We start from the raw sequence: 22,638 nt of genomic DNA on the forward strand, positions 1-22,638 counted from the left end.
CGCCTGCGGTTCTCCTCCTCCCAATACCGCAGGCACCCTAACGACGCTCGCCGGATCCTCCCCCGGCGGGCGTTGTTGCTTTTGGGGCCTCCTTCACTCTCGAACAGATTGTCCCCGCGATGGATAACGACGGAGGAATGGAAGCCGCGCCCGCTTCCACCCAAGGTGGATGTTCACATTGCAAGGATGCGATGGCTCTCCCCAATCGGCCGCAAACTGCGTTAGAAGACACCATGACCGATCACACCATTCACATCGTTGGCGCCGGCCTCGCTGGCAGCGAAGCCGCCTGGCAGATCGCCGAGGCTGGCCTTTCCGTCGTCCTGCACGAGATGCGCCCATCGCGCTCGACCGACGCGCACAAGACCGACGGGCTCGCCGAACTCGTCTGCTCCAACTCCTTTCGCTCCGATGATGCGACGGCCAATGCCGTCGGCGTGCTTCACGCAGAGATGCGGCTCGCCGGCTCGCTGATCATGGCGTCGGCCGATGCCAATCAGGTGCCGGCCGGTGGCGCGTTGGCTGTCGACCGCGAGGGTTTTTCGCGTGCCGTGACCGAGGCGATCGCTCGCCATTCGAGGATCGAGCTTCGCCGCGAGGTAGTGAGCACAGTTCCTCCAGAGGAGTGGGGCTCGACGATCGTCGCCACTGGCCCGCTGACAGCGCCGGAGCTTGCCGAATCGATCAGGCTGGCGACGGGTGCCGATTCTCTGGCGTTCTTCGACGCCATCGCGCCGATCGTTCACTTTGATTCGATCGACATGAACAAGGCTTGGTTCCAGTCGCGTTACGACAAGGTCGGCCCCGGCGGCACGGGCAAGGACTACATCAACTGCCCGATGAACCGAGAGGAGTACGAGGCTTTTGTCAACGCTCTGATTTCGGGCGAAAAAACAGCCTTTCACGAGTGGGAAGGCACACCCTATTTCGACGGCTGCCTGCCCATCGAGGTGATGGCCGATCGCGGCATCGAGACCCTGCGCCACGGCCCGATGAAACCGATGGGGCTGACCAACGCCCACAAGCCGGACGAAAAGCCCTATGCGGTGGTCCAGCTTCGGCAGGACAACGCGCTCGGCACGCTCTACAACATGGTCGGATTCCAGACGAAGCTGAAATACGGCGAGCAGACCCGCATCTTCCGTACGATTCCCGCGCTGGAAAACGCGGAGTTCGCGCGCCTCGGCGGCCTTCACCGCAACACCTATCTTGATTCGCCGCGCCTTCTGGACCAAAGCCTGCGACTCAAGGCGCTTCCACGTCTGCGTTTCGCCGGTCAGATCACCGGTTGTGAGGGCTACGTCGAATCGGCGGCCGTCGGCCTGATGGCCGGGCGCTTCGCAGTCGCCGAAGCAAACGGGCTGTCGGTCACGCCACCGCCGGTTACGACCGCCACCGGCGCTCTTCTGGCGCATATCACCGGCGGTCATCTCTCGGCCGAAGAGGAGGGCGGCAAGCGCTCCTTCCAACCGATGAACGTCAATTTCGGCCTGTTTCCGCCGGTTCAGATTCCGCGTCCGGAAGGTCGGCGCTTTCGGGGCAAAGAGAAGACCACGGCCAAGAAGCGCGCACTCGCCGAACGGGCGCTCGACGATTTCGCTTCATGGTTGGCCGGCGGCCAGCCCTGATTCCGACCAGAGCCCCTCGGCCCACTCCGCACGTCGCAGGAGGACCGCCGCATCGGCGCTGACCAGGACGTCTCCATCCTCGATCTGCGCCGACGCAACGAACAACCGTATTTGCCGTCCGCTTTGGCCTGTCAGGTCAAAGCCGATCGGACCCTGCGCGGACGGTCCGTCATGTCGCGCCAGCAGACCCTGGACCACGTCGTCGAGAGGGAATCGATCAATCTCCGCCGCTTTCGTCCACACCATGAGATCACCGTCCTTCAGGGCGAAGTGTGCCATGCCGTCCTGGGGGCCAAAGCCGACATCGCGGGAAAGCGGCACCTGGACCAGGGCCATGTCATAGCCGCTAAGGTCCAATGCCGTTGTCCAGGACGCGCGAAGGTTCATCCGCTTTTCCGGATGCGGATCGATGGCGAGCGCGGCAAGCAAATGCCGGGCGGCATCCCTGCGTTCGCCCGGAGTCGCGCGCTCGGCCGCTTGCCGCGCTTGACCGTCAAGCAAGGGGGCGAGCCGGTCGAGCTGCCCGACGTCGGCGAGCGCCATGATCCGTGATCGCAGTTCGTCTCGCCTCCGAAGCGCCCGACGATCGGCTTCCAGGCGACCATTGCGCGCGAATTCGGCGGCGATCCGCGTCGCCTGACTGCGCCCCACGATGTCGACCACACCCCACGGGCCAAATGACGAAAGAAGCAGCAGAGCGACCGGGACACCCCACATCATTCGGATATCACCGCTCCAGCGCGGCGCGAGTTGCGTGAGGACGACAATCCCGCCAGCCAGCGCGGCAAGCGCGAGATAGTAGCGCTCCTCCGTCACTCCCTCGGCGGTGACACGCTGAGCCAAGGCAAATACCATCAGCCCAAGCGGCACCAGCAGCATGGGCGCCCAGACGAAGGCGAACGTCGCGGTCAATCCCCGACGCGCGTCGGCAAACGGATCGATCATCACCCGTAGCGAGAGCACCAGCGCCAGGAAGACGAGGGTGATCCATCCGATCTCGTTCTTCGGCACGGCGCCGGATAGGACGATCTTCGCCGCGTAGAGGTGAAGCACCACGCCGGCAGCAAGAACCAGGGGCACCGCCACCCAATTGAACAACACCCGCACGCCGATCAGCAGGCTGTCGCCGCGAGCCGTCCGGCTGTCAATATCGATCCCTTCCCGCTCCAAATTCACTTCAGGAACGCGGCCCAGCGCGAAAAGCGGGCCTACGAAGGCGAAGGCGGTCGTAAAGATGTGCGAGTCGATCCGGTTGTCGAAATCCACCTCGAACAGGAAGGCGCACATTTTCAAAATGGCCCAAAAGCCGAAGGCGAAGAGCAGCACCGAGAGGAATGCCAGCCCGGCCCCTACGCCGAGTTCGAACGAAAAGAACCAAAATCGCTGGGGAGACCCGCGACCGAAGGAAGATGCCAGCGGAATCATCAGGAAGACGGAGGCTGCCAGCGCAGCCGGATAGACCGCGATGTCGAGGCCAAGCCACATGAGCAGCAAGGTGGGCAGGGCAGCCGCCAGCGAAAGAACATGCCGCACGACCGATCGTGCGGAGTAGGCCTCCGCCGCAAGAGAGGCGGCGACAGAGACGGCGGCAGCTCCGGCAAGGGCGCCGATGAGCGCGTCGTAACGAGCCTCGTCTGGAAAGTAGACGCGTTGGGCGGCACAATTGGCCAAAACGCCGATCGTGGCGATCAGCAGGGTCGCAAGCGGGAAACGCGCGATCGCCGCGCTCGTCTTGCTCCAAAGCGATTCGAAGCGATCGTGCCAGCGGCCGCCGAGATACTGCGTTGTCTCGTTGGTCATTGAAGCCCCTCGCGACAGTCCGCGAGGCAAGCGGTCCTCAGCGGCGCATCGCTGTCCAATACTCCCACAGGCGGCGGAACGTGCCGGCCTCAACCCGCCCATCACCTGGCAAGCCATGCCGGGAGATTCGATCGAGAATGAGGCCGCTGAGCATTGGCGCGAGAAACGCCGGGCGAATCGACCTCGGAAGAGACGCGAAGGCAGACTTGGCCTTGGCAAGATGCTCCCGACCGAAGGCGGTCATGGCCGCCACGGCCCGCGCCGTGGGCTCGGCCTCGCCCGCGAGAAGCGCCTGAGGGGAACAGCCGGCCGCATCGAGGATGTCGCCGGGAATGAAGATCTGCCCACGACTGCGATGGAGAGGCAAGAGTTGCAGAACCCCCGCCGTCAACTGCGCCACACCGGCGTGTCCCGCCGCCTCGGCCGACTTTGCGGCTTCATCGCGGTCGAGCACCATGACCGCGAGCATGATGAGCGCCGAGGCGGTCTCTCCCGCATAGGCCTCGAACGCCGACCGCTCGGGCATCGGATCATCATAGAGGTCGAAGATGCGCGCCTCGAGGAAGCGGTCGAAGGCATCCAGCGGAAGATCATGCCTCTTGATCGTTTCGACCAGGGCTTCGGCGTATGGATTCCCTGCGCCGCCCTCACCCGCTTCACCCGCCGCGCCAACGACCGTGTCGCGCCACCACTGAAGCCGTATCTCGCCCGGCAGCGGTTGGCTGACCCGATCGCGCACCCGCCCCGTCTCGATGTTGAAGGCATAAAGCGCGTTCAGCGAATCGCGCTTTTCAACGATCGCGAACAGCGTGGACAGAGCCCTGTCCGGGTCCTCGTCCCGTACAAGATCGGTGCTTGGTTGGAAGTCGGCGGTCATCGGATGGCTCGCCTCTCGGCCCGATCAATCAATGGCGACCAGCGCCGCAGCCACGGGACGATTTTCCGCCACCATCACGTTGAAGGTGCGCACGGCCGCGCCCGTCGACATGGGATCGCAGGACAGGCCCGCCTGTCGTAGCCGCGCCGCAAGAGCCGGCGGCAGCCGACGAATGTCCGGTCCAGTGCCGTAGATAAGAAAGCGGAAACTCTCCGCTTCCTTGAAGATCAGATCGAAGCGGTCTCCGCCGAAGGGCGATTCGGGCGTGGCGTCCCAACCATAGATGCCCGACGGCAGGCAAAGCAGCGACCCACGGTGCGACATCTCGGCAAACCGGAAGCCACCGTTGCCATAGGCTTCGATCGGCGCACGGCCGGGGAAATGGGCTTGCCGGACTTCCATCGCACTCATGACTCCAGGGTGGGTATGAGCCGAACGGCCTCACCCGAGTGATGTTCCACGCGCCGTGAGCGGCGCGTGGATGGCCTGATCAGGCCTTTCCGGTGGAGGCCTGATTGGGCGGAACCGGGTCTTCCTCCGCCGGCGGCATGACGTCGACAGGCCTCAGCTTGAAGAAGATCAGCATGGGCGCGGCCACGAAGATCGACGAGCCCGTGCCGATCACCACGCCGAACATCATCGCCGTGACGAAGGACCGGATGACCTCGCCGCCGAAGAAGAACAGGGCGGCGAGCGCCAGGAACGTGGTGAGCGACGTGAGCGTCGTTCGCGACAGCATCTCGTTGTCCGAGAGATCGAGTAGCTGGCCGAGCGGCATCCGCTTGTACCGCCTCAGGTTCTCACGCACCCGGTCGTAGACGACCACCGTATCGTTCAGCGAATAGCCGACGATGGTCAGAATCGCCGCGATCGAGGAGAGGTTGAACTCGATTTGCGTCAGCACCAGAAAGCCGATCGTGAGGATCACGTCGTTGACGGTCGAGACAATCGCGCCGATGGCGAACTGCCACTCGAAACGGAACCAGATGTAGATCAGAATTGCCACCAGCGAGGCGACAACGCCGATCGTTCCCGCCCAGGCGAGTTCCCCCGAGACAGTCGGCCCGACGACCTCGGTGCGCTGGAAATTGTAGTCCGCGTCAAGCGCGGTATGAACGGTGTTGACCGTCTGCACCTGCTGGGCATCTCCGCCCTCACCCTGAGCGCCGATACGGATCAAGGCTTCGTTGGGAGAGCCGAACTCCTGAACCTGAACGTCGCCGAGACCCGCGGCCCCTAGCCGCTGGCGAATGTCGCCGATATCGGCAGCACCATTCTTGGCCTGGACCTCGACCAGAGAACCGCCGGTGAAGTCGATGCCGAGGTTGAGCCCCACGGTCGCAAGTCCGCCCAAGGACACCACGCACAGCAGCAGCGAGATGGCAAAGAACTGGAGGCGAACCTTCATGAAGGGGATTCGCGTCACCTCGGGAACGAGGTGTAGATAGCCGCGAGGCAGCTGCTTCGGCCGCCGGCGCCGAACCCACTCCGACACCATCCAGCGCGTCAGCGTGAAGGCGGTGAAAACGGTGGTCACGATACCAACGGCGAGCGTCACCGCGAACCCGCGCACCGGACCGGATCCCAGGAAGAACAGGATGACGGCGGCGATGAGGGTTGTGATGTTGGAGTCGACGATGGTGGCCAGAGCGCGTTCGAAGCCTGTCGAGATGGCCTGAATCAGCGGCTGCCCCTTGCGACGTTCCTCGCGAATGCGCTCGTAGATCAGAACGTTCGAATCGACGGCCATGCCCACAGTGAGGACGATGCCGGCGATGCCCGGCAGCGTCAGCGTCGACCCCAGAACGGAGAGCGTCGCCAAAAGCAGGACGATGTTTCCGATCAGCGCGATGTTCGCGATGATGCCGAGGAAGCCATAGGCCGCCAGCATGAACACCACGACGAGAATGGCGCCAATGATGCCGGCGATCTCACCGGCGGCAATCGAGTCGGCACCGAGGCCGGGGCCGACCGTCCGTTCTTCGATGATATCGAGCGTGGCCGGCAGCGCGCCGGCGCGGAGCAGCACCGCGAGATCGTTGGCGGATTGCGTCGTGAAGCTTCCGGAAATCTGCGCCTGACCGCCGAGAATCGGCTCGCGGATGTTCGGGGCCGAAAGCACCTTGTTGTCGAGGACGATGGCAAAGGGCCGCCCGACGTTCTGTTGCGTCACCGCGCCGAAGCGTTGGGCGCCGCGCGTGTCGAAGCGGATGTTGACCACGGCTTCGTTGGTCTGGCTGTTGAAGCCCGCCTGCGCATCGGTGAGGTTCTCGCCCGAGACCATGACCTGTCGCTTCACGACGATCGGGCGGCTCGGATTGTCGTTGGTATAGAGCAGCTCTGAATCAGCCGGCGCCCGCGCGGCGCCGCGCGCCACGTCCTCGCCGGAAACCGTCGTGTCCACCAGCCGGAAGGTCAGCTTCGCTGTCTGGTTCAGCAGCGACTTCAAACGCTGCGGGTCCTGGAGTCCCGGCACCTGGACCATGATGCGGCCGGTGCCCTGGCGCTGGATCAGCGGCTCGGTCGTACCGAGTTCGTCGACGCGCCGCCGCACCACCTCGATGGACTGATCGACGGCGGAAGAGATGTAGTAGGCGACCCCCTGGTCGGTCAGCGCAAGATGGAAGGTGCCGGGCCTCGGCTCCGTCACGGCTACCGGCGAGACATTGCCGCGCCCGAGAATCCCGGCGGAGACAGGTTGAGCGAGAGCCTGCAACGCCTGACGCGCCGCATCGACCTGCCCCTCGTCGCGGACAGTCACCTCAACCGAGCGGCCCGACGTGCCGAGGCCCGTATAGCCGATGCGAGCCTCGCGCAGCGCCTGGCGGGCATCGTCGCGCAGCGTCTGAAGATGCTCGTTGACCAGCGAAGCCTCGTCGACCTCCAGCAGGATGTAGGACCCGCCCTGCAGATCGAGGCCGAGGGTGATCTGATCCTTCGGCAACCAGGACGGCAACGCCGCCAGCTGTTCACGGGTAAAGAGATTCGGCAGCGCCAAGACCACGCCAACGACGACCGTCAGCCAGATGAGAATGGTCTTCCATCGCGAAAAGTAGAGCATCGGGAGCCCGATCGTTCAGCCGCCGGGGGCGCATCAACCCGGCTGGCACTTCATTCGTTGCCGCTCGGCGCGCCGACCGTGCGACGTTGCTGGACCAGCGGAAAGCCGGTGCTCAAAGCAACCCGACTACTTGGCGTTAGCCGCCGCCGGCTCGCCCTTCACCCGGACGTCCGTCACCATCGTCTGGAGCACGCGGACCTTGACCTGCTCGGCGATCTGCACCTCGAGCTCGCCGTTCTCGAGAACCTTCGTCACCTTCCCGATGATGCCGCCGCTAGTGACGATGGTATCGCCACGCCGGATCGACTTCAGCATGTCTTCGCGCTTCTTGGCCTGAGCGCGCTGCGGCCGAATGATCAGGAAGTACATGATCACGAAAACGGCGACGAAAGGCAGAACGCTGATCAGAAGATCGCCGCTCCCCCCCGCAGCGCCAGGGGTCTGTGCGAAAGCAGGCGAAACGAACATCGGGAACTCCATGGAAAACCGCCGCGCGGGGCCTTTGCTTGTTAGGCCTTTACGTGTTGCGCGGAATATACGAACGGTGCGGCTGAATGCAACAGACCGCAGGCGGCAGTGAAGACCTTCTGTCCCGGCGACAGCATCAAAGGAAGCGGAGATGGATGCGCAGAAGGATCACGCTCTCGTCATGCTCATGGAGCGGATTGCGCAGAGCCTGGAACGTATGGCGCCCGGCCCCCTGCCCCCACCTGACTTCGAGGCTGCGGACTGTTTCACCTTCGATCCACCCTCTAAGCTTCGCCCTGTCGCCCGCGTCAGCCGCGTGGATATTGCGCTGTTGAAGTCGATCGACCGCTCACGCGATATCCTGCTGGCGAACACAGAGCGCTTTGCGCGTGGCTTCCCCGCCAACAACGCGCTGCTGTGGGGCTCGCGCGGGATGGGAAAATCGTCGTTGGTCAAGGCGGTTCACGCGGCCGTCAATCAGGATCGGCCGGACGGCGTCGCGCCTCTGAAGCTTCTGGAGATTCATCGCGAGGATATCGCGGCGCTGCCCACCGTCCTCAGAATGATCCGCGACGCGCCCTATCGGTTTCTCCTGTTCTGCGACGATCTGTCCTTCGACCACGACGACACATCGTACAAGTCCCTTAAGGCCGCGCTGGAGGGCGGCGTCGAAGGCCGGCCTGACAACGTGCTCTTCTATGCGACGTCCAATCGCCGCCACCTTCTGCCGCGCGACATGATGGAGAACGAGCGGTCCACCGCCATCCACCCCGGCGAGGCGGTGGAAGAGAAGATTTCCCTGTCGGATCGATTCGGATTGTGGCTTGGCTTCCACCCGTGCAGCCAGGACGACTTCCTTGCGATGGTCAAAGGCTACATGAGCGCGAATGCGCTCGACGGGGATTGGGAAGTGGTGCGCAGGGACGCTCTGGAATGGGCGACGACGCGCGGCGGACGTTCCGGCCGTGTCGCGTGGCAATTCATTCAGGATCTCGCCGGCCGCCTCGGCCGACCGCTGGACCATTTCGATGCGAAATCCGAGACCGAATAAGTCACGAGGATAGAAAGCGAAGAGGCCGGCTCATGATGGCCGGCCTCTTGGATCAGTAATCCAGGCGCGTCAGAGAAACTTCATCGGATCGACCGGCGCCGAATTCTTGCGCACCTCGAAGTGGAGAATGGGAACGTCCGTGTCGCCCGACATGCCGGACTTCGCGATCTCCTGGCCGCGCTTCACGTTCTGGCCGCGAGAAACCTCAAGCTCGTCAGCGTGGCCATAGACCGTCACAAGCCCGTCGTCATGCTTGATCAGGACCGTCTTGCCGAACTCCTTGAGGCCTTCGCCGGCATAGATGACGACGCCGTTTTCGGCGGCCTTCACCGGCGTGCCGCGCGGCACCGAGATGTTGAGCCCGTCGTTGCGGCGGGAACCGACGCGATCGCCGTAGCCCTTGAGGACGCGTCCCTGGACCGGCCAGCGCAGCTGCCCGATGCCTGTGCTGTCCGGCGCGATCGACGCCTCCTGGGTCGCCTCGACCTTGGCCGCGACGGACCCTGAGGATGCGGCAGGAGCGGGCGTTGATGCGGCAGGAGCGGGTTCGGCGCGGCTCGCCTGAACAGGCTCTCGCTTTGCCGGCGCCGAATCGCTCGACGCAGCCGCCTGAGCGGGCGCGGCTTCCTTGGCAGGCATCGGCGGCTGGTAGGCTCGCGGCTCCTTCGGCGCAGCGGACGGCGTCGGCAACATGGAGGCGCCGCGAACGGCACCGCCCGAGCTGACGCTCATCGTTCCCAACGGCTTCTCGGGAGCACCGCGGCCTGGCTGAGGCGCGGAATAGCTGGCCGGCGTCTCCAGGGACGCGACCTGCGTCTGGCCGCCTGCCGGTATCGTCAGCGTCTGGCCGATGCGCACGGTGTCTCCGGACAGCCCGTTTGCGCGCTTCAACTCGGCCACCGACACGCCGTGCTGTCGCGCGATCCCGGTCAGGGTGTCGCCGGTCTCAACAGTGACACCTGATCGACCTGACGCCGAGGGCGCAGGCGATACCACGGCGGAGGCTTGGCGCGTCTTCGGGTTGTGGTCAGGCGCGGAAACGGGCGCCTTCTGAGCATAGTTGTAGGACGGGATCACGACGCTGCTGCCAGGCGCGACCTGACGCGCGTCTCTCATGCCGTTGGCGGAGAGAATCGCATCTGCGGGCACGCCGTAGCGCTTCGAAAGCGTATAGACCGTCTCGCCCTGTTGGACCGCAACGCGGGTGCCGGCGCCGCCCCAACCCGGAGCGGACGAACGCCTGTCGAGAGATGGCGAGGCCGTCTGGGCGGGGGCGGCGGCAGGCGCCGCCGACGCCGATAGTGAGCCGGTCAGGGAAGCATTACCGGCGGGCGGAGTTGCGGAGGTCGAGGGAGGCGCGAGTTCGGCGCGCTGGACGCCGCCCGTCGCGGCCGGGGCCGAGCCATAAGAGGCAGTGTCGCCGGCAGAATCACCGCTCGCCGGCGCAGAGTAGCCCTGGTTCTGGTTGGTCTGGCCGCCGGAATATCCGCCATTCGCCGACTGCGTGCCGTAGGACGCCACGGCGGTCTGCGAAGTTTGCGGGACCGCCCCCGTATAAAAGCCGTCGTCGAATCGAACGACGTCGGCGCTGCATCCGGCTGCAATCCCCGCCAGCGAAACAATCGCAGCTGTCCGAACCAGACGACTCCGGACAGATCTCAGCACGTACAAAGGCATTGCCGTCCCCGTAGACACTCAACCAAGCTTGGGGGACATTGAAGCGCGTTAATCTTACTGCCCGGTTAAATACCCCTGCCGTCGACAGAATTTCGTTTGCCATATTCGCGGCGTGCCCACGCGGCAACATGTCAAACGGCTATCAAAGGACGGTGGCCACGCCCGGCTCGAGAGGCAGATAGCGCACAGGGCGGAGGTCCTCGCGCTCAAATCGGCTTCCTACCTTCTGCATGCGCACCAGCATTTGCTCTTCCCTGGCCGGCCCGACGGCGCAGATCAAATATCCGTGCGCAGCGAGCTGTTCCAGGAAAACCCGAGGCACCGCATCGAAGGCGCCGTGCAGAATGATGCGGTCGTAGGGTGCCATCGAGGGGTATCCGCCACGGCCGTCTTCCAGCTCGAACACCGCATTCGCAAGGCCCAACTCCTTGAGCCTTGCGCCCGCCGCAGCAATCAGGCGCCGGTATCGGTCGAGTGAGGCGACCCGCGCGCCGAGTCGCGCAAGGAGTGCGGTGACGTAGCCGCTGCCGCTCCCCACCTCGAGAACACTATTTCCTTCCTCGATGTGTAGGGCGGCAACCAGACTCACCGCGAAGTGGGCGCCTGGCATGGTCTGGCCGCAGTCGATGGGAAGCGAGGCATCGCCATAGGCATTGGCGACGCCCGCCATCACGAAGTTGCGGCGGGGCACCTTTTCGACCGCGGCAAGCAGTCTCGAATCGAGGTGCTCGCTGCGTAGCCGCAGCAGGAACGCGGCGAGATCCTCACGATCGCGGGGGTCGACGGACTGCATCACGAGAAGAGCGCGCGAAGGTCGTCCATGAGCGCATATTCGGTGAGGTCCAGCTTGAGCGGTGTCACCGAAATACGATTCCGCGTGAGCGAGGCGAAATCCGAATTCTCCACCTCCCCTCCCGCATGTCGTCCGAACTTCAGCCAGAAATAGGGAAAGCCGCGTCCATCTTGCCGCTCCTCGATCCCGATGGAATATTCGAGCTTGCCCTGACGGGTGACGTCGACGCCCTCAACCGCCTCTGGCGCAACCGCCGGAAAATTGACGTTGACGAGGGTGCCCTTGCGAAACTCGGAGGATATCAGCCGATCGATGATCCCCGGCGCGTGGCGCTCGGCCGTTTCCCAGAACACGTGGCGATTGGCGCGCGAATCGTAGGATTGGCTGAGAGCGATGGAGCGGATGCCGAGCATCATGCCTTCCATCGCGCCGGCCACCGTTCCGGAGTAGGTCACGTCATCGCAGATGTTCTGACCGGCATTGACGCCGGAAAGCACCAAGTCCGGCGGCTCGGGCATCACGCGCCGTACCGCCATGATCACGCAGTCGGTGGGTGTGCCCGACAACGCGAATTTCCGCTCGCTCACCTCCCGCAGACGGAGCGGCGACGACAAGGTCAGCGAGTGCGACAGGCCGCTCTGATCGCCTTCGGGAGCCACTGTCCAGATGTCGTCGGAGATCGTGCGGGCGATGCGTTCCAGGACAGCAAGTCCTTCCGCATGGATGCCGTCATCATTGGTCAGCAGAATACGCATGTCAGGCCACCTGCCCGGCCGCCACGATGCGCTCCTGTCCGCCGAGATAAGGCCGCAGCGCCTCCGGGACTGTGATCGAGCCGTCCTCGTTCTGGTAGTTCTCGATGACAGCGATGAGCGCGCGACCAACCGCAATTCCCGACCCATTCAGCGTATGCACATAGCGCAGCGCCTTGGAGTCGGCGGCGCGGTAGCGCGCGTTCATGCGTCGCGCCTGAAAATCGCCGCAGACAGAGCAGCTGGAAATCTCCCGGTAGGTCTTCTGTCCCGGTAGCCATACCTCGATGTCATAGGTCTTGCGAGACGCAAACCCCATGTCGCCCGTGCAGAGAACGATGACGCGATAGGGCAAGCCCAGCCGTTTCAACACTTCCTCGGCCGAGGCGGTCATCCGCTCGTGCTCGGCCAGAGACGTTTCCGGCGTCGTGATCGAAACGAGCTCAACCTTGTAGAACTGGTGCTGGCGCAGCATGCCGCGCGTATCGCGCCCGGCCGATCCCGCCTCGGAACGGAAGCATGGCGTCAGCGCGGTATAGCGCAGCGGTAGCGCGCTCTCGTCGAGCGTTTCCTCGCGGGCGAGATTGGTCAGCGGCACTTCGGCCGTCGGGATCAGCCAGCGCCCTTCAGTCGTATGAAAAAGGTCTTCCTCGAACTTCGGCAGATTGCCGGTGCCGAACAGCGCCTCGTCGCGCACCAGAAGCGGCGGCGAAACCTCCATGTAGCCATTCTCGCGCGTGTGCAGATCGAGCATGAACTGACCGAGAGCCCGTTCCAGCCGCGCCAGATCACCCTTCAGGATCGTAAAGCGAGCGCCGGCGATCTTGGACGCCCGATCGAAATCCATGAGGCCAAGCGCCTCTCCGACTTCGAAATGCTCCTTGGGCTCGAATGGGAAGCGAGGCGGCTCGCCGACGCGGCGGAGCTCGACATTGGCCGTTTCATCCGGCCCGACCGGCACCTCCTCAAGAGGCACGTTGGGGATACGGGAAAGGGCGTCCTCCAGCGCCTCGTCCAGGCGGCGCTCCTTCTCCTCGCCCTCCTGAATTTTTTCCTTGAGTTCCGCGATCTCGCGGATCAAGGCGTCGGCAGCCGCGGCATCCCCTGACCCCTTGGCCCGCCCAATCGCCTTGGACGATTCGTTCCGCCGGCTCTGAAGATCCTGGAGCGTCTGAAGATGGCTGCGGCGAGCTTCGTCAAGTTTCAGGAGTTCGGCTGCGGCCGGCGACGCCTGACGTGAGGTCAGCGCCTTATCCAAAGCCTCAGGATTTTCGCGTATCCATTTGATATCAAGCATTTCAAAAACCGCTCCGCCAGCATGCGCCGATCGGCCGGCATCCGCGTGACGGCAGGCAAGCGACGCTTAGGCGAAGAAGGTCTGTCAGCCTTGCGCTTCGCGCTCGGCCTCGCGCTCGGCCCGCCGGCGCTCGATGAGCCGCGCCGTCCATACGGAAATCTCGTAGAGAAGGATGGTCGGCACCGCAAGGCCGATCTGCGACATCGGATCAGGCGGCGTCAGCACGGCAGCAGCCACAAAAGCCAGGACGATGGCGTATTTCCGCTTACCACCCAGATCCTTCGAAGTGACGATGCCGGCGCGCACGAGGAGCGACGTCACCACCGGCAGCTGGAACACCAAGCCGAAAGCGAAGATCAGCGTCATGATGAGCGACAGGTACTCCGATACGCGCGGCAGAAGCTGAATGATCGGCTGATCACCAGCGCCCGACTGCTGCATCGACAGGAAGAACCACATCACCATCGGAGTGAAGAAGAAATAGACAAGCATCGCCCCGAGCAGAAACAGCACCGGCGTGGCGATGAGAAACGGCAAGAATGCCTGCCGCTCGTCGCGGTAAAGACCGGGCGCGACGAACTTGTAGATCTGAACGGCGATGAGCGGAAAGGCCAGGAAAAAGCCGCCGAATGCGGCGATCTTCACCTGCGTGAAGAAGAATTCCTGCGGAGCCGTGTAGATCAGTCGAACCTGGTCCTCGGGCAGTCCCGACCAGCCCACAGCGATCTGGTACGGAACGACGAGCAGATTGAAAAGCTGCTTGGCGAAGATGAAGCAGAAGAGGAAGGCAAGGAAGAAGCCGAGAAGGCTCCAGATCAGCCGACGCCTGAGTTCGACAAGATGTTCGATCAGCGGGGCGGACGACGCCTCGATTTCGGTTTCGTCGCGCATGTCGTCAACCCGCCTTCCCGACAGGAGCTTCAGTCGGCTTTTGCGAGGGGGCCTCTACAGCAGAGGGAGCGGCGACAACCGAGCTTCCGGCATCCTGATCAGCGGCTGCCTGCGCGGTCGCCCCGGGGTCAGCAACTCCAGGCTCCACCGGCTTAATGCCTTCGCTGGCGGACGGAACCTTCGGCTCCGGCGCCTTCGTGGCTGCCGACAACGACGAGCGTATCTCGTCACCGACGGCGCGGATCGGGTTGAGAGCCTTGCGAATATCCGAGGCAGGATTGAGGTTCCGTACGTCCTTCATCGTCGAGCGAACCTCGTCGAGCTCCGCATCGCGCAATGCATCGTCGAACTGACGGCGGAACTCGCCCGCCATCCTTCTCATCTGCCCTGTCACCCGGCCAAAGGTGCGCAACATACGCGGTAGATCCTTGGGTCCAACGACGATCACCAGGACCATCGCTATGACCAGGAGCTCCGTCCAGCCGACATCAAACATGGCGGCAACAACTCCGCTGAGACATCCGATTCACGGTCTTGCACCCGCCGATCATCACATCGCGGAGCCGAACCCGGCCTTTAGCTCCGGGTCTTCTCGACCTTCACGTCGTGGGCAACGACCTCATCGTCGCGCCGGTCGATGGCCCGACGCTCGGTCACGACTTCTTCGTCGTCGTCAGCCATGCCCTTCTTGAAGTTCTTGATGCCCTTGGCGACATCGCCCATCAGATCCGGAATCTTACCCCGGCCGAAAAGCAGAAGAACGACGGCGAGAACAATGAGCCAATGCCAGATGCTGAAGCTACCCATTTTCCCAAACTCCTTGTGTTGAAGGCCCCGCGCGCTCCTAAGCTAGGGACCGCGTGAACCTCTTTCAAATTCCCGAGTTCCGACCCACCACCGATGGCGGCGATCCTGCCGGGCCTCTCGATTGATCTGCTCGTCGATGCCTCATAGCGCGTCGAAAGCTGTCGCCAAAGGACCTGCCGAGCCAATGCCCCAAAAAAGAGGTCGAAGCGGCACGTTGGCGACGTGCTTCACCGCTCTCACGCCTGGGCGCCACGCGCCGCAATCGTATCGCATCGTCGACTCCATCTCTCGTTTCGCCGCACGATTCGATCCAAATTTGCCCTTCGCAAAGGCAGCTTCACAAAGGAGAAAGCGTTCGAGGACCCCTTTCCTCCGCTTTCTGCCCTATCAAACAGACCTCAACATTGTCGCATCTCAATATACAGGGAAAGTGCTGCTCACGCCGAGCCATTGATTTTCACGCTATCGCGAGCCTGCCTGTAAGCTCGTTGAATTCCGCGCGAACGGTATCCTCATCATCCATGGCAGGGCTGACGGCAAGAACGCGTTGAGCCTTCTCGGCGCGGGCCAGGGACTTGCCGGCGATAACGGGCACCGCCGAGGCAACCTTGCGCATCTCGCTCATGTCGCCGTTGCAATGAAGGGCGACATCGCAGCCCGCCGCAATCGCAGCCCCTGCTAGATCGCCAATGTCGCCGGCCAGCGCCTTCATCGAGAGGTCGTCGCTCATCAGCAGGCCGTCGAAGCCTATGGCGCCGCGGATCACCTCGCCGATCACCTTCGGCGAGACAGTTGTGGGACGAACGGGGTCCAGGGCCTTGAAAAGAAGATGAGCCGTCATGCCGCACGGAAGGTCGTTGAGCGCCTTGAACGGCACGAAGTCCACGGCTTCGAGTTCCTCGAGCGAGGCCGCTACGACGGGCAGATCGAGATGGCTATCGGCGTTGCCGCGACCGTGGCCGGGCATATGCTTCATCACCGGCAGAACAGCGCCCGCCATCAACCCCTCGGCGGCCGCGCGGCCAAGCGCCGAGACGGCTTCCACGGTGGTGCCATAGGCCCTGTCGCCGATCACCTGATGGCTTCCTGGCGCAGGAACATCGAGGCAGGGTACGCAATCCCCGTTGAGGCCGAAGCGCCGAAGATCGATCGCGAGAATGCGCCCATGAAGATACGCGGCCCGCTGTCCCGCCTCCCTGTCGAGGGCGAAGAGCCGGCCGAGTACGGCAGGCGCCGGATGATCCGGAACCAGTGGCGGGCGCAGACGCCGCACGCGGCCGCCCTCCTGGTCGACAAAAATCGGCGCGTCCGGCCGATCGACGGCGGCTCGCAGGGCAGCGGAAAGATCGCATAGCTCCTCCGCCTCACGAACGTTTCGACCGAAGAGAATGAAGCCCCATGGCCGCTCGTCCGCGAAGAACGCCGCCTCGTCCGATGCGAGGCGCGGGCCGGAGCAGCCTGCGATCCACGCCTTGTTCTGCGTCATGCCGTTTTATCCGAACCAAACGACGGTCCGAGGCCACCAGGGCGGCGGAACGTCCATGAATCACGGGAGCCAAATGCGCGCGAACGCCCGAGCCTCGTCGCTCACCTTGAGACGAAGCAGCTCCCGCCTGCGGCCTTGAGCTGGCTGCACAGATTGGAAGCATCGCTCTGCGACGCGGCCGTAACCCTCACGCGATAATATGTACCGCGGCCCGCGATCTCAGCGGACTGGATGACGATGCCATGGCCGCTCAGAATATTCCCGTACTTCGACGAGAGATTCTGGAAGCTCTGACGAGCCGCTTCCTCACTGGGCTGAGAGGCGATCTGGACATAGTACCCACCCGACGCAGGCTGAGCTGTTGGGGCGGCCGGTTGCGAAGAGGCGATCGTCGCGGCTGCCGGATGGCTTGGTGGCTGCGGGGTCGCGCTCGCAACCTGGACACGGTCCAGAGGCTGCGTTCCTGGCCGCGCATGAGGTACGGGCACGGTGAGAGGTGCCGAGACGGTTGCCGGCACCGGCTCTGCGGCGGCCTCAGCCGGTGTGTCAGGCGCTGCACTGGCCACGTTCTCAGGCGCTGCATTCTCGGACACGGGCTCTTCGGACACGGGCTCTTCGGCAGGAAGCGCCGCCTCGCCTGACGCCGCCGCGGCTTGCGCCAAAGGTGCCGTGTCCTCGGCCGGCGGATTGATCGCAGGCGAAGGCATCACCGGCGCGGCGGTTTTAATCAGGCCGACTTCTCGCGCTTCCGGCGATTGAGCAAGGCTTGCCATCTGCTGTTGCGCAGCGGCGGGTCCTGGCTCATCCTGGGTATCGCTTCCCGGTACGACGGAGCCATCCGCGCGCACGGACACGGTTCGTACACGGCGTGGCTGAAGAATCGGAACCGGAGAATCCTCGCCCGAACTGGCATTCTCGGCGAGGCGTGCGTCCTCTTTCGAAGGAACGACGTCCTGCTCCATCATTCCCACGCCAGGAAGTGCATCAACCTGGTCTTCTTCCTCGGGAGCGATGTCGACCGGTTCTTCCTCGCTGGCGATGAGCGTCTTCTGGACCCGCTCGGGCGGCGTAATCGTGCCGCGATCGGCGTCAACTCTTTCGTATACCGCCTTGTTTTGATTCGGGATCGACTGGCCGCCGGGATTTTCCGGCTTGATCTTCACCGGCTCCATGTCGGCTTTTACGAGAAGTGTCCCTCCGTCTCCGCCGCCAGACGACGATCCTGCGAACTGCCATGCGGCACCGCCAACGATCATCAGCGCCACGACGCTCGCTGCCACCAGCGCGCTCCTGCGATGAAGCATCAAGCGCTTCGGAGGAGCCTTGTGGGCCACATGATTGGCCGCATACCAGCTCGGCAGAGGCTGCTCCTCGAACGAATGCGCCGCCCCATTCGCATCTTCGGCAATCTGCAGCTTGGGCGACTCGGAGACATGGTCGTCAGCGGTCTCAGCATTCGGCTCTTCGTCGGCGCCGACTTCACCCTGCTCTGTCGTGGACAGGTTCGGGTGGCCGCGCAAAACGGCGAGCTGACTGGCGATCAACTCGTCGAAATCATCAAGCGGCAAAGGTGCAGGCTCCGGCTCGCGCCTGCTCGCCGCCTCGGGCGCGAAGCTGGGCGTGACGACGACGGAAGAATCGCGAGGCCGCAAGGGAGCACTCAGACTCTGGAGAGCCAGCTCAAGCTCCTCGTCGTCCGCAAAGCGTGGTTCGTCCGGAGTCTTCGGAGAAGACGTCACGGCGGCTTTCGCCCCAGCCGAGTTTGCAACAGGAGAAACGTCCGGCTTCGCAGCAACAGGCGCGGTTTCGACCTTGGGGCGCACCCAGCTTGAATAGGCAGAAGGCGATATCGGGTTGGCCACCCGCTCCTCACCTGCATTCCGGTTGATCTGCCCCGCGGCTGCACCGCCACGTCCGCCGTCCAGCGAAGAGGTGGCCGCCGAGACGGAGGCGACCTGTTGCAACTCCGTCTCCAGATCCGCAAAGGCCCCTTCCAATTGAGCGTCGTCGAGATCGAAATCGCGCAGATGGGCCTCAAGTTCGTCCGCGAGCTGCTGATCGAGCCCCTCGAATGCCAGCACCTCGGCTTCCGGCGCCGTGCGAGCTTTTTCGGGCAGCTCGTGGTCGGTGTCCGCGCCAATCTTGGAGAATATTTCACCGACAGACTGCTCGAACGAAGCAGCCCAAGCAGAGTCGTCAAAGTCACCACTCTTGTGCGGATCGATGGCGCGCTCGGCCTCAGCCGAAACCAGCGACTCGGATTCCGCCGCAAACATCTCCGGTTCCGGCTGCTCGTCCGCGGCAAGGATCTGAGCTTCGCCGTCTTGCGCTTCTTGCGAGAGCGCCGCGTCGAATTCAGACCAGTCCCCCTCGTCGCCAAGCCAGGAGTCGTCAAAACTGGAATCGTCGAGGTCGGACAGTTCCGCGGCTTCTGCGCTCGCGGTCACCTCCGATGCTGGAGACGAGGCGTCAGCACTGCGCTGTGCTTCGTCAGGGGCTATGCCGAAGGAGGCGTCCCCTCGTGCATCGGTAGGCTGGTAGCCCTCGTCGGCCGGAGCGAACGCCGTCCGATCGACGGGGTGATTCTCAGGCCGTGACGCGCGAAAGACGGCCGGTTCAGCGGCGTCTTCCATCTTTCTGGCGGACTGGCGCTCAGGCACGGAGGCGCGAGCTTCCGCCTGGGGCCAATGCCAAAGCGGTTGCTCGACCAGCTTGGCAAGCTCGGCGAAGGGATCATCATCGGCCGCATCGGCTTCAAAGGTGATTCCGCGCGCCAAGCCTTTCGTGTCCGCCATCACCGTGCCCCCTGTATGCCTGTCAACCGTTGGAAAAAGCCAAGGATGTCATGGCCCTAGAAGATGAAATTGTCGAAAGGATGGTCCTCACCGCATTTCTTCTGGCGCTTCGGCACCCACAAGTCTCAAGCCTGAAGCCAAAACTGATGCGACGGACAAGACCAATGCCAGTCTCGCCTCCGTCAGTTTTGGATCATCAACCTTAACGAAGCGTAAGTCGGGCAAATCCTTACCGCGGTTATACTGCGCGTGGAACATTGAGGCGAGATCATAAAGGTAGAACGGAAGCCTATGCGGCTCCTTGGCCTGGGCAGCGCTCTGAATCACACGCGGGAACTCGGCGAGCTTCTGGATGAGGCCCACCTCGCCCTCATCTGTGAGGCCGGCCAATGCCTCCTCTGTCAGCGCGGCCGCTTCTGGCGGCGAGATACCCTCGGCAGCCGCCTGGCGCACCACCGAGTGGGCGCGGGCGTGGGCATACTGGACATAGAAGACCGGATTGTCTTTCGACTGCTCCGTCACTTTCTGGAAATCGAAGTCCAGCGGCGCATCGCTCTTCCGGAACAGCATCATGAAGCGAACGGGATCGCGCCCGACCTCTTCCACGACTTCGGCCAGGGTCACGAAATCGCCCGAGCGCTTCGACATGCGCACGGGCTCGCCGTTGCGGAAGAGCTTGACCAGCTGACACAGAACCACGTCCAGCTCCGCCTTGCCGCCCGACACGGCGCGCGCGACGGCCTCCAGCCGCTTCACGTAGCCGCCGTGGTCTGCGCCGAGCACATAAACCATCTCGTCGAAGCCGCGATCAAACTTGTCCTTGAAGTACGCGACATCGGCGGCGAAGTAGGTGTAGCTACCGTCCGACTTGATCAGCGGCCGGTCCATATCGTCGCCAACCTCGGTCGACCGGAACAGGGTTTGCTCGCGATCCTCCCAGTCTTCCGGCAGCTGGCCCTTGGGCGGCGGCAGGGTCCCGGTGTAGATGAAGCCCTTCTCCCGAAGATCCTCGACCGCCTCGGCGATCCGCCCAGGCTCCCCCGCATGAAGGGTGCGCTCCGAGAAGAAGACGTCGTGACGGATGCCGAGAGCCTTCAAATCATCGCGGATCATCATCATCATGGCGTCGATGGCGAAGTCCTTCACGATCGGAAGCCATTCGGCCTCGTCCATCCCCTCCAGCCTGTCGCCATACTTGATGGCGAGCGCGGCACCGACGCTCTTCAGGTAATCGCCGGGATAGAGGCCGGCGGGTATCTCGCCGATCGACCGGCCGAGCGCCTCGCGATAGCGCAGGAAGGCGGAGTGGGCGAGCACGTTGATCTGCGCGCCCGCGTCGTTGACGTAATATTCCTTGGTCACCTCATTGCCGGCAAAGGCCATGAGGTTGGCGATGGCATCCCCGACGACGGCGCCCCGGCAGTGCCCCACATGCATCGGTCCCGTGGGATTGGCGGAAACGTATTCGACGTTGATCTTGCGACCCGTCGCCTGGCCACGTCCGTAATCTGCACCCGCCACCAGCAGAGACTTGAGATGGGCGGTCCAGAACGTCTGCTTCAGCCGCATGTTGATGAAGCCTGGACCCGCGATCTCGACGGATTCGACGTCCGAATCGGCCGAAAGATGTCCAGAAATGATCACGGCCAGCTCGCGCGGGCGCAACTTGAGGGGCTTTGCCAACACCATCGCCGCATTGGTCGCAAGGTCCCCGTGGGCGGGATCGCGCGGCGGCTCGACCGTCACCTTCTCGAGATCGACAGGCCCTTCGTTGCGTCCACGGACGATGGCCTCGACCACATTCCTGATGCGGGTCTCGAAGTCTTTGAAGATATTCATGATCGGGTTCCGAAAGTTGGTCGGACGTGCTGTCGGCGCATGATGGCGCATCGCGCGATTCGACGAAGGATCGCGAAAGCTATTCGACGGTCGCGCGGCGCCTATCGCATATCTGGTGTGTGGTCAAACAAACGACGGTGTTCGGCGAGCGCATAGGTGTCCGTCATTCCGGCGAGATAGTCGGCCACGCGTCGTGCCAGCCGCGCCGGTCCGAGCGTCGTGCCCATGCCGCACCACTCCGCCGGCATTTCCTCGGGCGCGGCCAGATACCGGTCGAAAAGATCGGAAACGACGGCTTCCGCCTGCCGCATGACTCGCATCACGGTTTCATGGCGATAGACGTGCTCGAAGAGAAAAACGCGGGTCTGGCGCTGCGCCGCCTCCATCTCGGGCGAAAAGTGGAGCAGCGTCTGTCCGGCCCGACGCACGTCATCGGCACTCGCGGGGGTGAGGCGCGACAATTCGGCCGAGGTCGTGGCGATGACGTCCTCCACCATGCGGGTGATATGGCGGCGCATGATCTCGTTGATCAGCCGCGGCCGTTCCAACCCGGGGTAGCGAGCCTCAACCTCGGCCAAAATCGAGCCCGCCAGCGTCAGGCTACGCATGTCCTCGATATCGAAGAGGCCGGCGCGCAGGCCGTCGTCGAGGTCGTGCGTGTTATAGGCGATGTCGTCCGAGATCGCGGCCGCCTGCGCCTCCAGACTGGCGAAGCTCGAAAGGTCGAGGGGAAACACCGCGTCAAAGTCGAGGATCGGGCGTGTCGGCTCGGGCGCGCCCGCCTGACGATGCGGGCCGAGCATCGGACCATTGTGCTTGACCAGGCCCTCCAGCGTTTCCCAGCTGAGATTGAGGCCGTCGAATTCGGCGTAGCGCCGCTCCAGCGCCGTGACGATGCGCAGAGACTGGGCATTGTGATCGAAGCCGCCGAAGTCCGCCATCTTGGCTTCCAAGACGCGCTCGCCCGCATGGCCGAAAGGCGTATGGCCGAAATCATGCACCAGGGCGACCGCTTCCGTCAGATCCTCGTCCAGGCGGAAGGCTCTCGCGAAGGCGCGCGCGATCTGGGAAACCTCGATCGTATGGGTGAGACGCGTGCGGAAGTGGTCGCCCTCATAGGCGACGAAAACCTGCGTCTTGTGCTTGAGGCGCCGGAACGCGGCCGAATGGACGATGCGATCCCTGTCTCGCTGATAGGGCGTACGCGTCGGGCTGGAAGTCTCGGCATGGACGCGCCCGCGAGAGTTTTCCGCCCGCACCGCCCACGGCGCCCTTTCGCCGGTGCCCATGCCGATCCCATTCATCCGACTCTCACTCATCGGCCGTTGCCTTCCTCGGATTGACCCACCCGTTGCCGCTTCATACTTATGAGACAGTCAAACGCCAGGGAGCCGGGCGATAATTCCGATCCGCCCG

The 22,638-nt window shown here is 63.7% G+C and carries 18 protein-coding genes; 2 read left to right on the forward strand and 16 right to left on the reverse strand.

What is annotated here, in order from left to right; genetic code table 11:
- Positions 1–233 precede the first annotated feature (233 nt).
- Positions 234–1,628 (forward strand): methylenetetrahydrofolate--tRNA-(uracil(54)-C(5))-methyltransferase (FADH(2)-oxidizing) TrmFO, encoded by a 1,395-nt coding sequence (gene trmFO, locus B5D38_RS09855; RefSeq protein WP_078708262.1) that lies wholly within the window; start codon positions 234–236, stop codon positions 1,626–1,628.
- Here trmFO and B5D38_RS09860 read toward each other — a convergent pair.
- The 5 genes from B5D38_RS09860 to yajC form a co-directional block, all read right to left on the reverse strand.
- Positions 1,602–3,428, reverse strand: coding sequence for a DUF4153 domain-containing protein (locus B5D38_RS09860; protein WP_165690825.1), 1,827 nt, complete (start codon positions 3,426–3,428; stop codon positions 1,602–1,604). The two genes, trmFO and B5D38_RS09860, sit on opposite strands and share 27 nt — an antisense overlap.
- A 37-nt stretch (positions 3,429–3,465) precedes the next feature.
- On the reverse strand, positions 3,466–4,305 hold the full coding sequence (locus B5D38_RS09865) for a phytoene/squalene synthase family protein (RefSeq protein ID WP_078708264.1): 840 nt from the start codon (positions 4,303–4,305) through the stop codon (positions 3,466–3,468).
- Positions 4,306–4,329: 24 nt separating this feature from the next.
- Positions 4,330–4,716, reverse strand: coding sequence for an Mth938-like domain-containing protein (locus B5D38_RS09870; RefSeq protein ID WP_078708265.1), 387 nt, complete (start codon positions 4,714–4,716; stop codon positions 4,330–4,332).
- Between the two features lie 79 nt (positions 4,717–4,795).
- On the reverse strand, positions 4,796–7,366 hold the full coding sequence (gene secDF / locus B5D38_RS09875; RefSeq protein WP_078708266.1) for a protein translocase subunit SecDF: 2,571 nt from the start codon (positions 7,364–7,366) through the stop codon (positions 4,796–4,798).
- 126 nt (positions 7,367–7,492) lie between these two features.
- Positions 7,493–7,834 carry a preprotein translocase subunit YajC gene (yajC, locus tag B5D38_RS09880; RefSeq protein WP_078708267.1) on the reverse strand — a complete coding sequence of 114 codons (342 nt, stop codon included), beginning with the start codon at positions 7,832–7,834 and terminating at the stop codon, positions 7,493–7,495.
- Between the two features lie 151 nt (positions 7,835–7,985).
- Here yajC and B5D38_RS09885 point away from each other — a divergent pair, with 151 nt between their 5' ends.
- Positions 7,986–8,885 (forward strand): ATP-binding protein, encoded by a 900-nt coding sequence (locus B5D38_RS09885; RefSeq protein WP_078708268.1) that lies wholly within the window; start codon positions 7,986–7,988, stop codon positions 8,883–8,885.
- A gap of 69 nt (positions 8,886–8,954) precedes the next feature.
- On the opposite strand, the gene B5D38_RS09890 is transcribed toward B5D38_RS09885, so the two are convergent.
- The 11 genes from B5D38_RS09890 to B5D38_RS09940 all read right to left on the reverse strand — a co-directional run bounded on the left by B5D38_RS09890 (position 8,955) and on the right by B5D38_RS09940 (position 22,541).
- Entirely contained in the window at positions 8,955–10,406 is a 1,452-nt protein-coding gene (locus tag B5D38_RS09890; RefSeq protein WP_165690826.1) for a peptidoglycan DD-metalloendopeptidase family protein, read from the reverse strand.
- 298 nt (positions 10,407–10,704) lie between these two features.
- Positions 10,705–11,355, reverse strand: a complete 651-nt coding sequence (locus tag B5D38_RS09895) for a protein-L-isoaspartate(D-aspartate) O-methyltransferase (protein ID WP_078708270.1) — start codon at positions 11,353–11,355, stop codon at positions 10,705–10,707.
- The gene (gene surE / locus B5D38_RS09900; protein WP_078708271.1) at positions 11,355–12,110 is read right to left on the reverse strand and encodes a 5'/3'-nucleotidase SurE; all 756 of its coding nucleotides are present in this window, start codon (positions 12,108–12,110) and stop codon (positions 11,355–11,357) included. The genes B5D38_RS09895 and surE overlap by 1 nt, the downstream gene beginning before the upstream one ends.
- Before the next feature lies 1 nt (position 12,111).
- The gene (gene serS / locus B5D38_RS09905; RefSeq protein ID WP_078708272.1) at positions 12,112–13,404 is read right to left on the reverse strand and encodes a serine--tRNA ligase; all 1,293 of its coding nucleotides are present in this window, start codon (positions 13,402–13,404) and stop codon (positions 12,112–12,114) included.
- 84 nt (positions 13,405–13,488) lie between these two features.
- Entirely contained in the window at positions 13,489–14,295 is an 807-nt protein-coding gene (gene tatC / locus B5D38_RS09910) for a twin-arginine translocase subunit TatC (protein ID WP_078708273.1), read from the reverse strand.
- Between the two features lie 4 nt (positions 14,296–14,299).
- Positions 14,300–14,791, reverse strand: a complete 492-nt coding sequence (gene tatB, locus B5D38_RS09915) for a Sec-independent protein translocase protein TatB (RefSeq protein WP_078708274.1) — start codon at positions 14,789–14,791, stop codon at positions 14,300–14,302.
- An 80-nt stretch (positions 14,792–14,871) separates the two neighbouring features.
- Positions 14,872–15,102 (reverse strand): twin-arginine translocase TatA/TatE family subunit, encoded by a 231-nt coding sequence (locus B5D38_RS09920; RefSeq protein ID WP_078708275.1) that lies wholly within the window; start codon positions 15,100–15,102, stop codon positions 14,872–14,874.
- 457 nt (positions 15,103–15,559) lie between these two features.
- Positions 15,560–16,588, reverse strand: coding sequence for a glycoside hydrolase family 3 N-terminal domain-containing protein (locus B5D38_RS09925; RefSeq protein WP_078708276.1), 1,029 nt, complete (start codon positions 16,586–16,588; stop codon positions 15,560–15,562).
- A 101-nt stretch (positions 16,589–16,689) separates the two neighbouring features.
- A complete protein-coding gene (locus B5D38_RS09930; protein ID WP_078708277.1) occupies positions 16,690–19,383 on the reverse strand; it encodes an SPOR domain-containing protein in 2,694 nt (897 codons plus the stop codon).
- Positions 19,384–19,470: 87 nt separating this feature from the next.
- Entirely contained in the window at positions 19,471–21,222 is a 1,752-nt protein-coding gene (gene argS / locus B5D38_RS09935) for an arginine--tRNA ligase (RefSeq protein WP_078708491.1), read from the reverse strand.
- A gap of 101 nt (positions 21,223–21,323) precedes the next feature.
- Complete coding sequence (locus tag B5D38_RS09940) at positions 21,324–22,541, reverse strand: deoxyguanosinetriphosphate triphosphohydrolase (protein WP_078708278.1); 1,218 nt, start codon at positions 22,539–22,541, stop codon at positions 21,324–21,326.
- Positions 22,542–22,638 lie beyond the last annotated feature (97 nt).

The organism is Consotaella salsifontis (assembly GCF_900167365.1).
Lineage (GTDB): Bacteria > Pseudomonadota > Alphaproteobacteria > Rhizobiales > Rhizobiaceae > Consotaella > Consotaella salsifontis.

What these genes read in the sequence shown, in the direction of transcription:
- trmFO (WP_078708262.1), top strand. Translation starts at nt 234, where the DNA reads ATGACCGATCACACCATTCACATCGTTGGCGCCGGCCTCGCTGGCAGC.
- B5D38_RS09860 (WP_165690825.1), bottom strand. Translation starts at nt 3,428, where the DNA reads ATGACCAACGAGACAACGCAGTATCTCGGCGGCCGCTGGCACGATCGC.
- B5D38_RS09865 (WP_078708264.1), bottom strand. Translation starts at nt 4,305, where the DNA reads ATGACCGCCGACTTCCAACCAAGCACCGATCTTGTACGGGACGAGGAC.
- B5D38_RS09870 (WP_078708265.1), bottom strand. Translation starts at nt 4,716, where the DNA reads ATGAGTGCGATGGAAGTCCGGCAAGCCCATTTCCCCGGCCGTGCGCCG.
- secDF (WP_078708266.1), bottom strand. Translation starts at nt 7,366, where the DNA reads ATGCTCTACTTTTCGCGATGGAAGACCATTCTCATCTGGCTGACGGTC.
- yajC (WP_078708267.1), bottom strand. Translation starts at nt 7,834, where the DNA reads ATGTTCGTTTCGCCTGCTTTCGCACAGACCCCTGGCGCTGCGGGGGGG.
- B5D38_RS09885 (WP_078708268.1), top strand. Translation starts at nt 7,986, where the DNA reads ATGGATGCGCAGAAGGATCACGCTCTCGTCATGCTCATGGAGCGGATT.
- B5D38_RS09895 (WP_078708270.1), bottom strand. Translation starts at nt 11,355, where the DNA reads ATGCAGTCCGTCGACCCCCGCGATCGTGAGGATCTCGCCGCGTTCCTG.
- surE (WP_078708271.1), bottom strand. Translation starts at nt 12,110, where the DNA reads ATGCGTATTCTGCTGACCAATGATGACGGCATCCATGCGGAAGGACTT.
- serS (WP_078708272.1), bottom strand. Translation starts at nt 13,404, where the DNA reads ATGCTTGATATCAAATGGATACGCGAAAATCCTGAGGCTTTGGATAAG.
- tatC (WP_078708273.1), bottom strand. Translation starts at nt 14,295, where the DNA reads ATGCGCGACGAAACCGAAATCGAGGCGTCGTCCGCCCCGCTGATCGAA.
- tatB (WP_078708274.1), bottom strand. Translation starts at nt 14,791, where the DNA reads ATGTTTGATGTCGGCTGGACGGAGCTCCTGGTCATAGCGATGGTCCTG.
- B5D38_RS09920 (WP_078708275.1), bottom strand. Translation starts at nt 15,102, where the DNA reads ATGGGTAGCTTCAGCATCTGGCATTGGCTCATTGTTCTCGCCGTCGTT.
- B5D38_RS09925 (WP_078708276.1), bottom strand. Translation starts at nt 16,588, where the DNA reads ATGACGCAGAACAAGGCGTGGATCGCAGGCTGCTCCGGCCCGCGCCTC.
- B5D38_RS09930 (WP_078708277.1), bottom strand. Translation starts at nt 19,383, where the DNA reads ATGGCGGACACGAAAGGCTTGGCGCGCGGAATCACCTTTGAAGCCGAT.
- argS (WP_078708491.1), bottom strand. Translation starts at nt 21,222, where the DNA reads ATGAATATCTTCAAAGACTTCGAGACCCGCATCAGGAATGTGGTCGAG.
- B5D38_RS09940 (WP_078708278.1), bottom strand. Translation starts at nt 22,541, where the DNA reads ATGAGTGAGAGTCGGATGAATGGGATCGGCATGGGCACCGGCGAAAGG.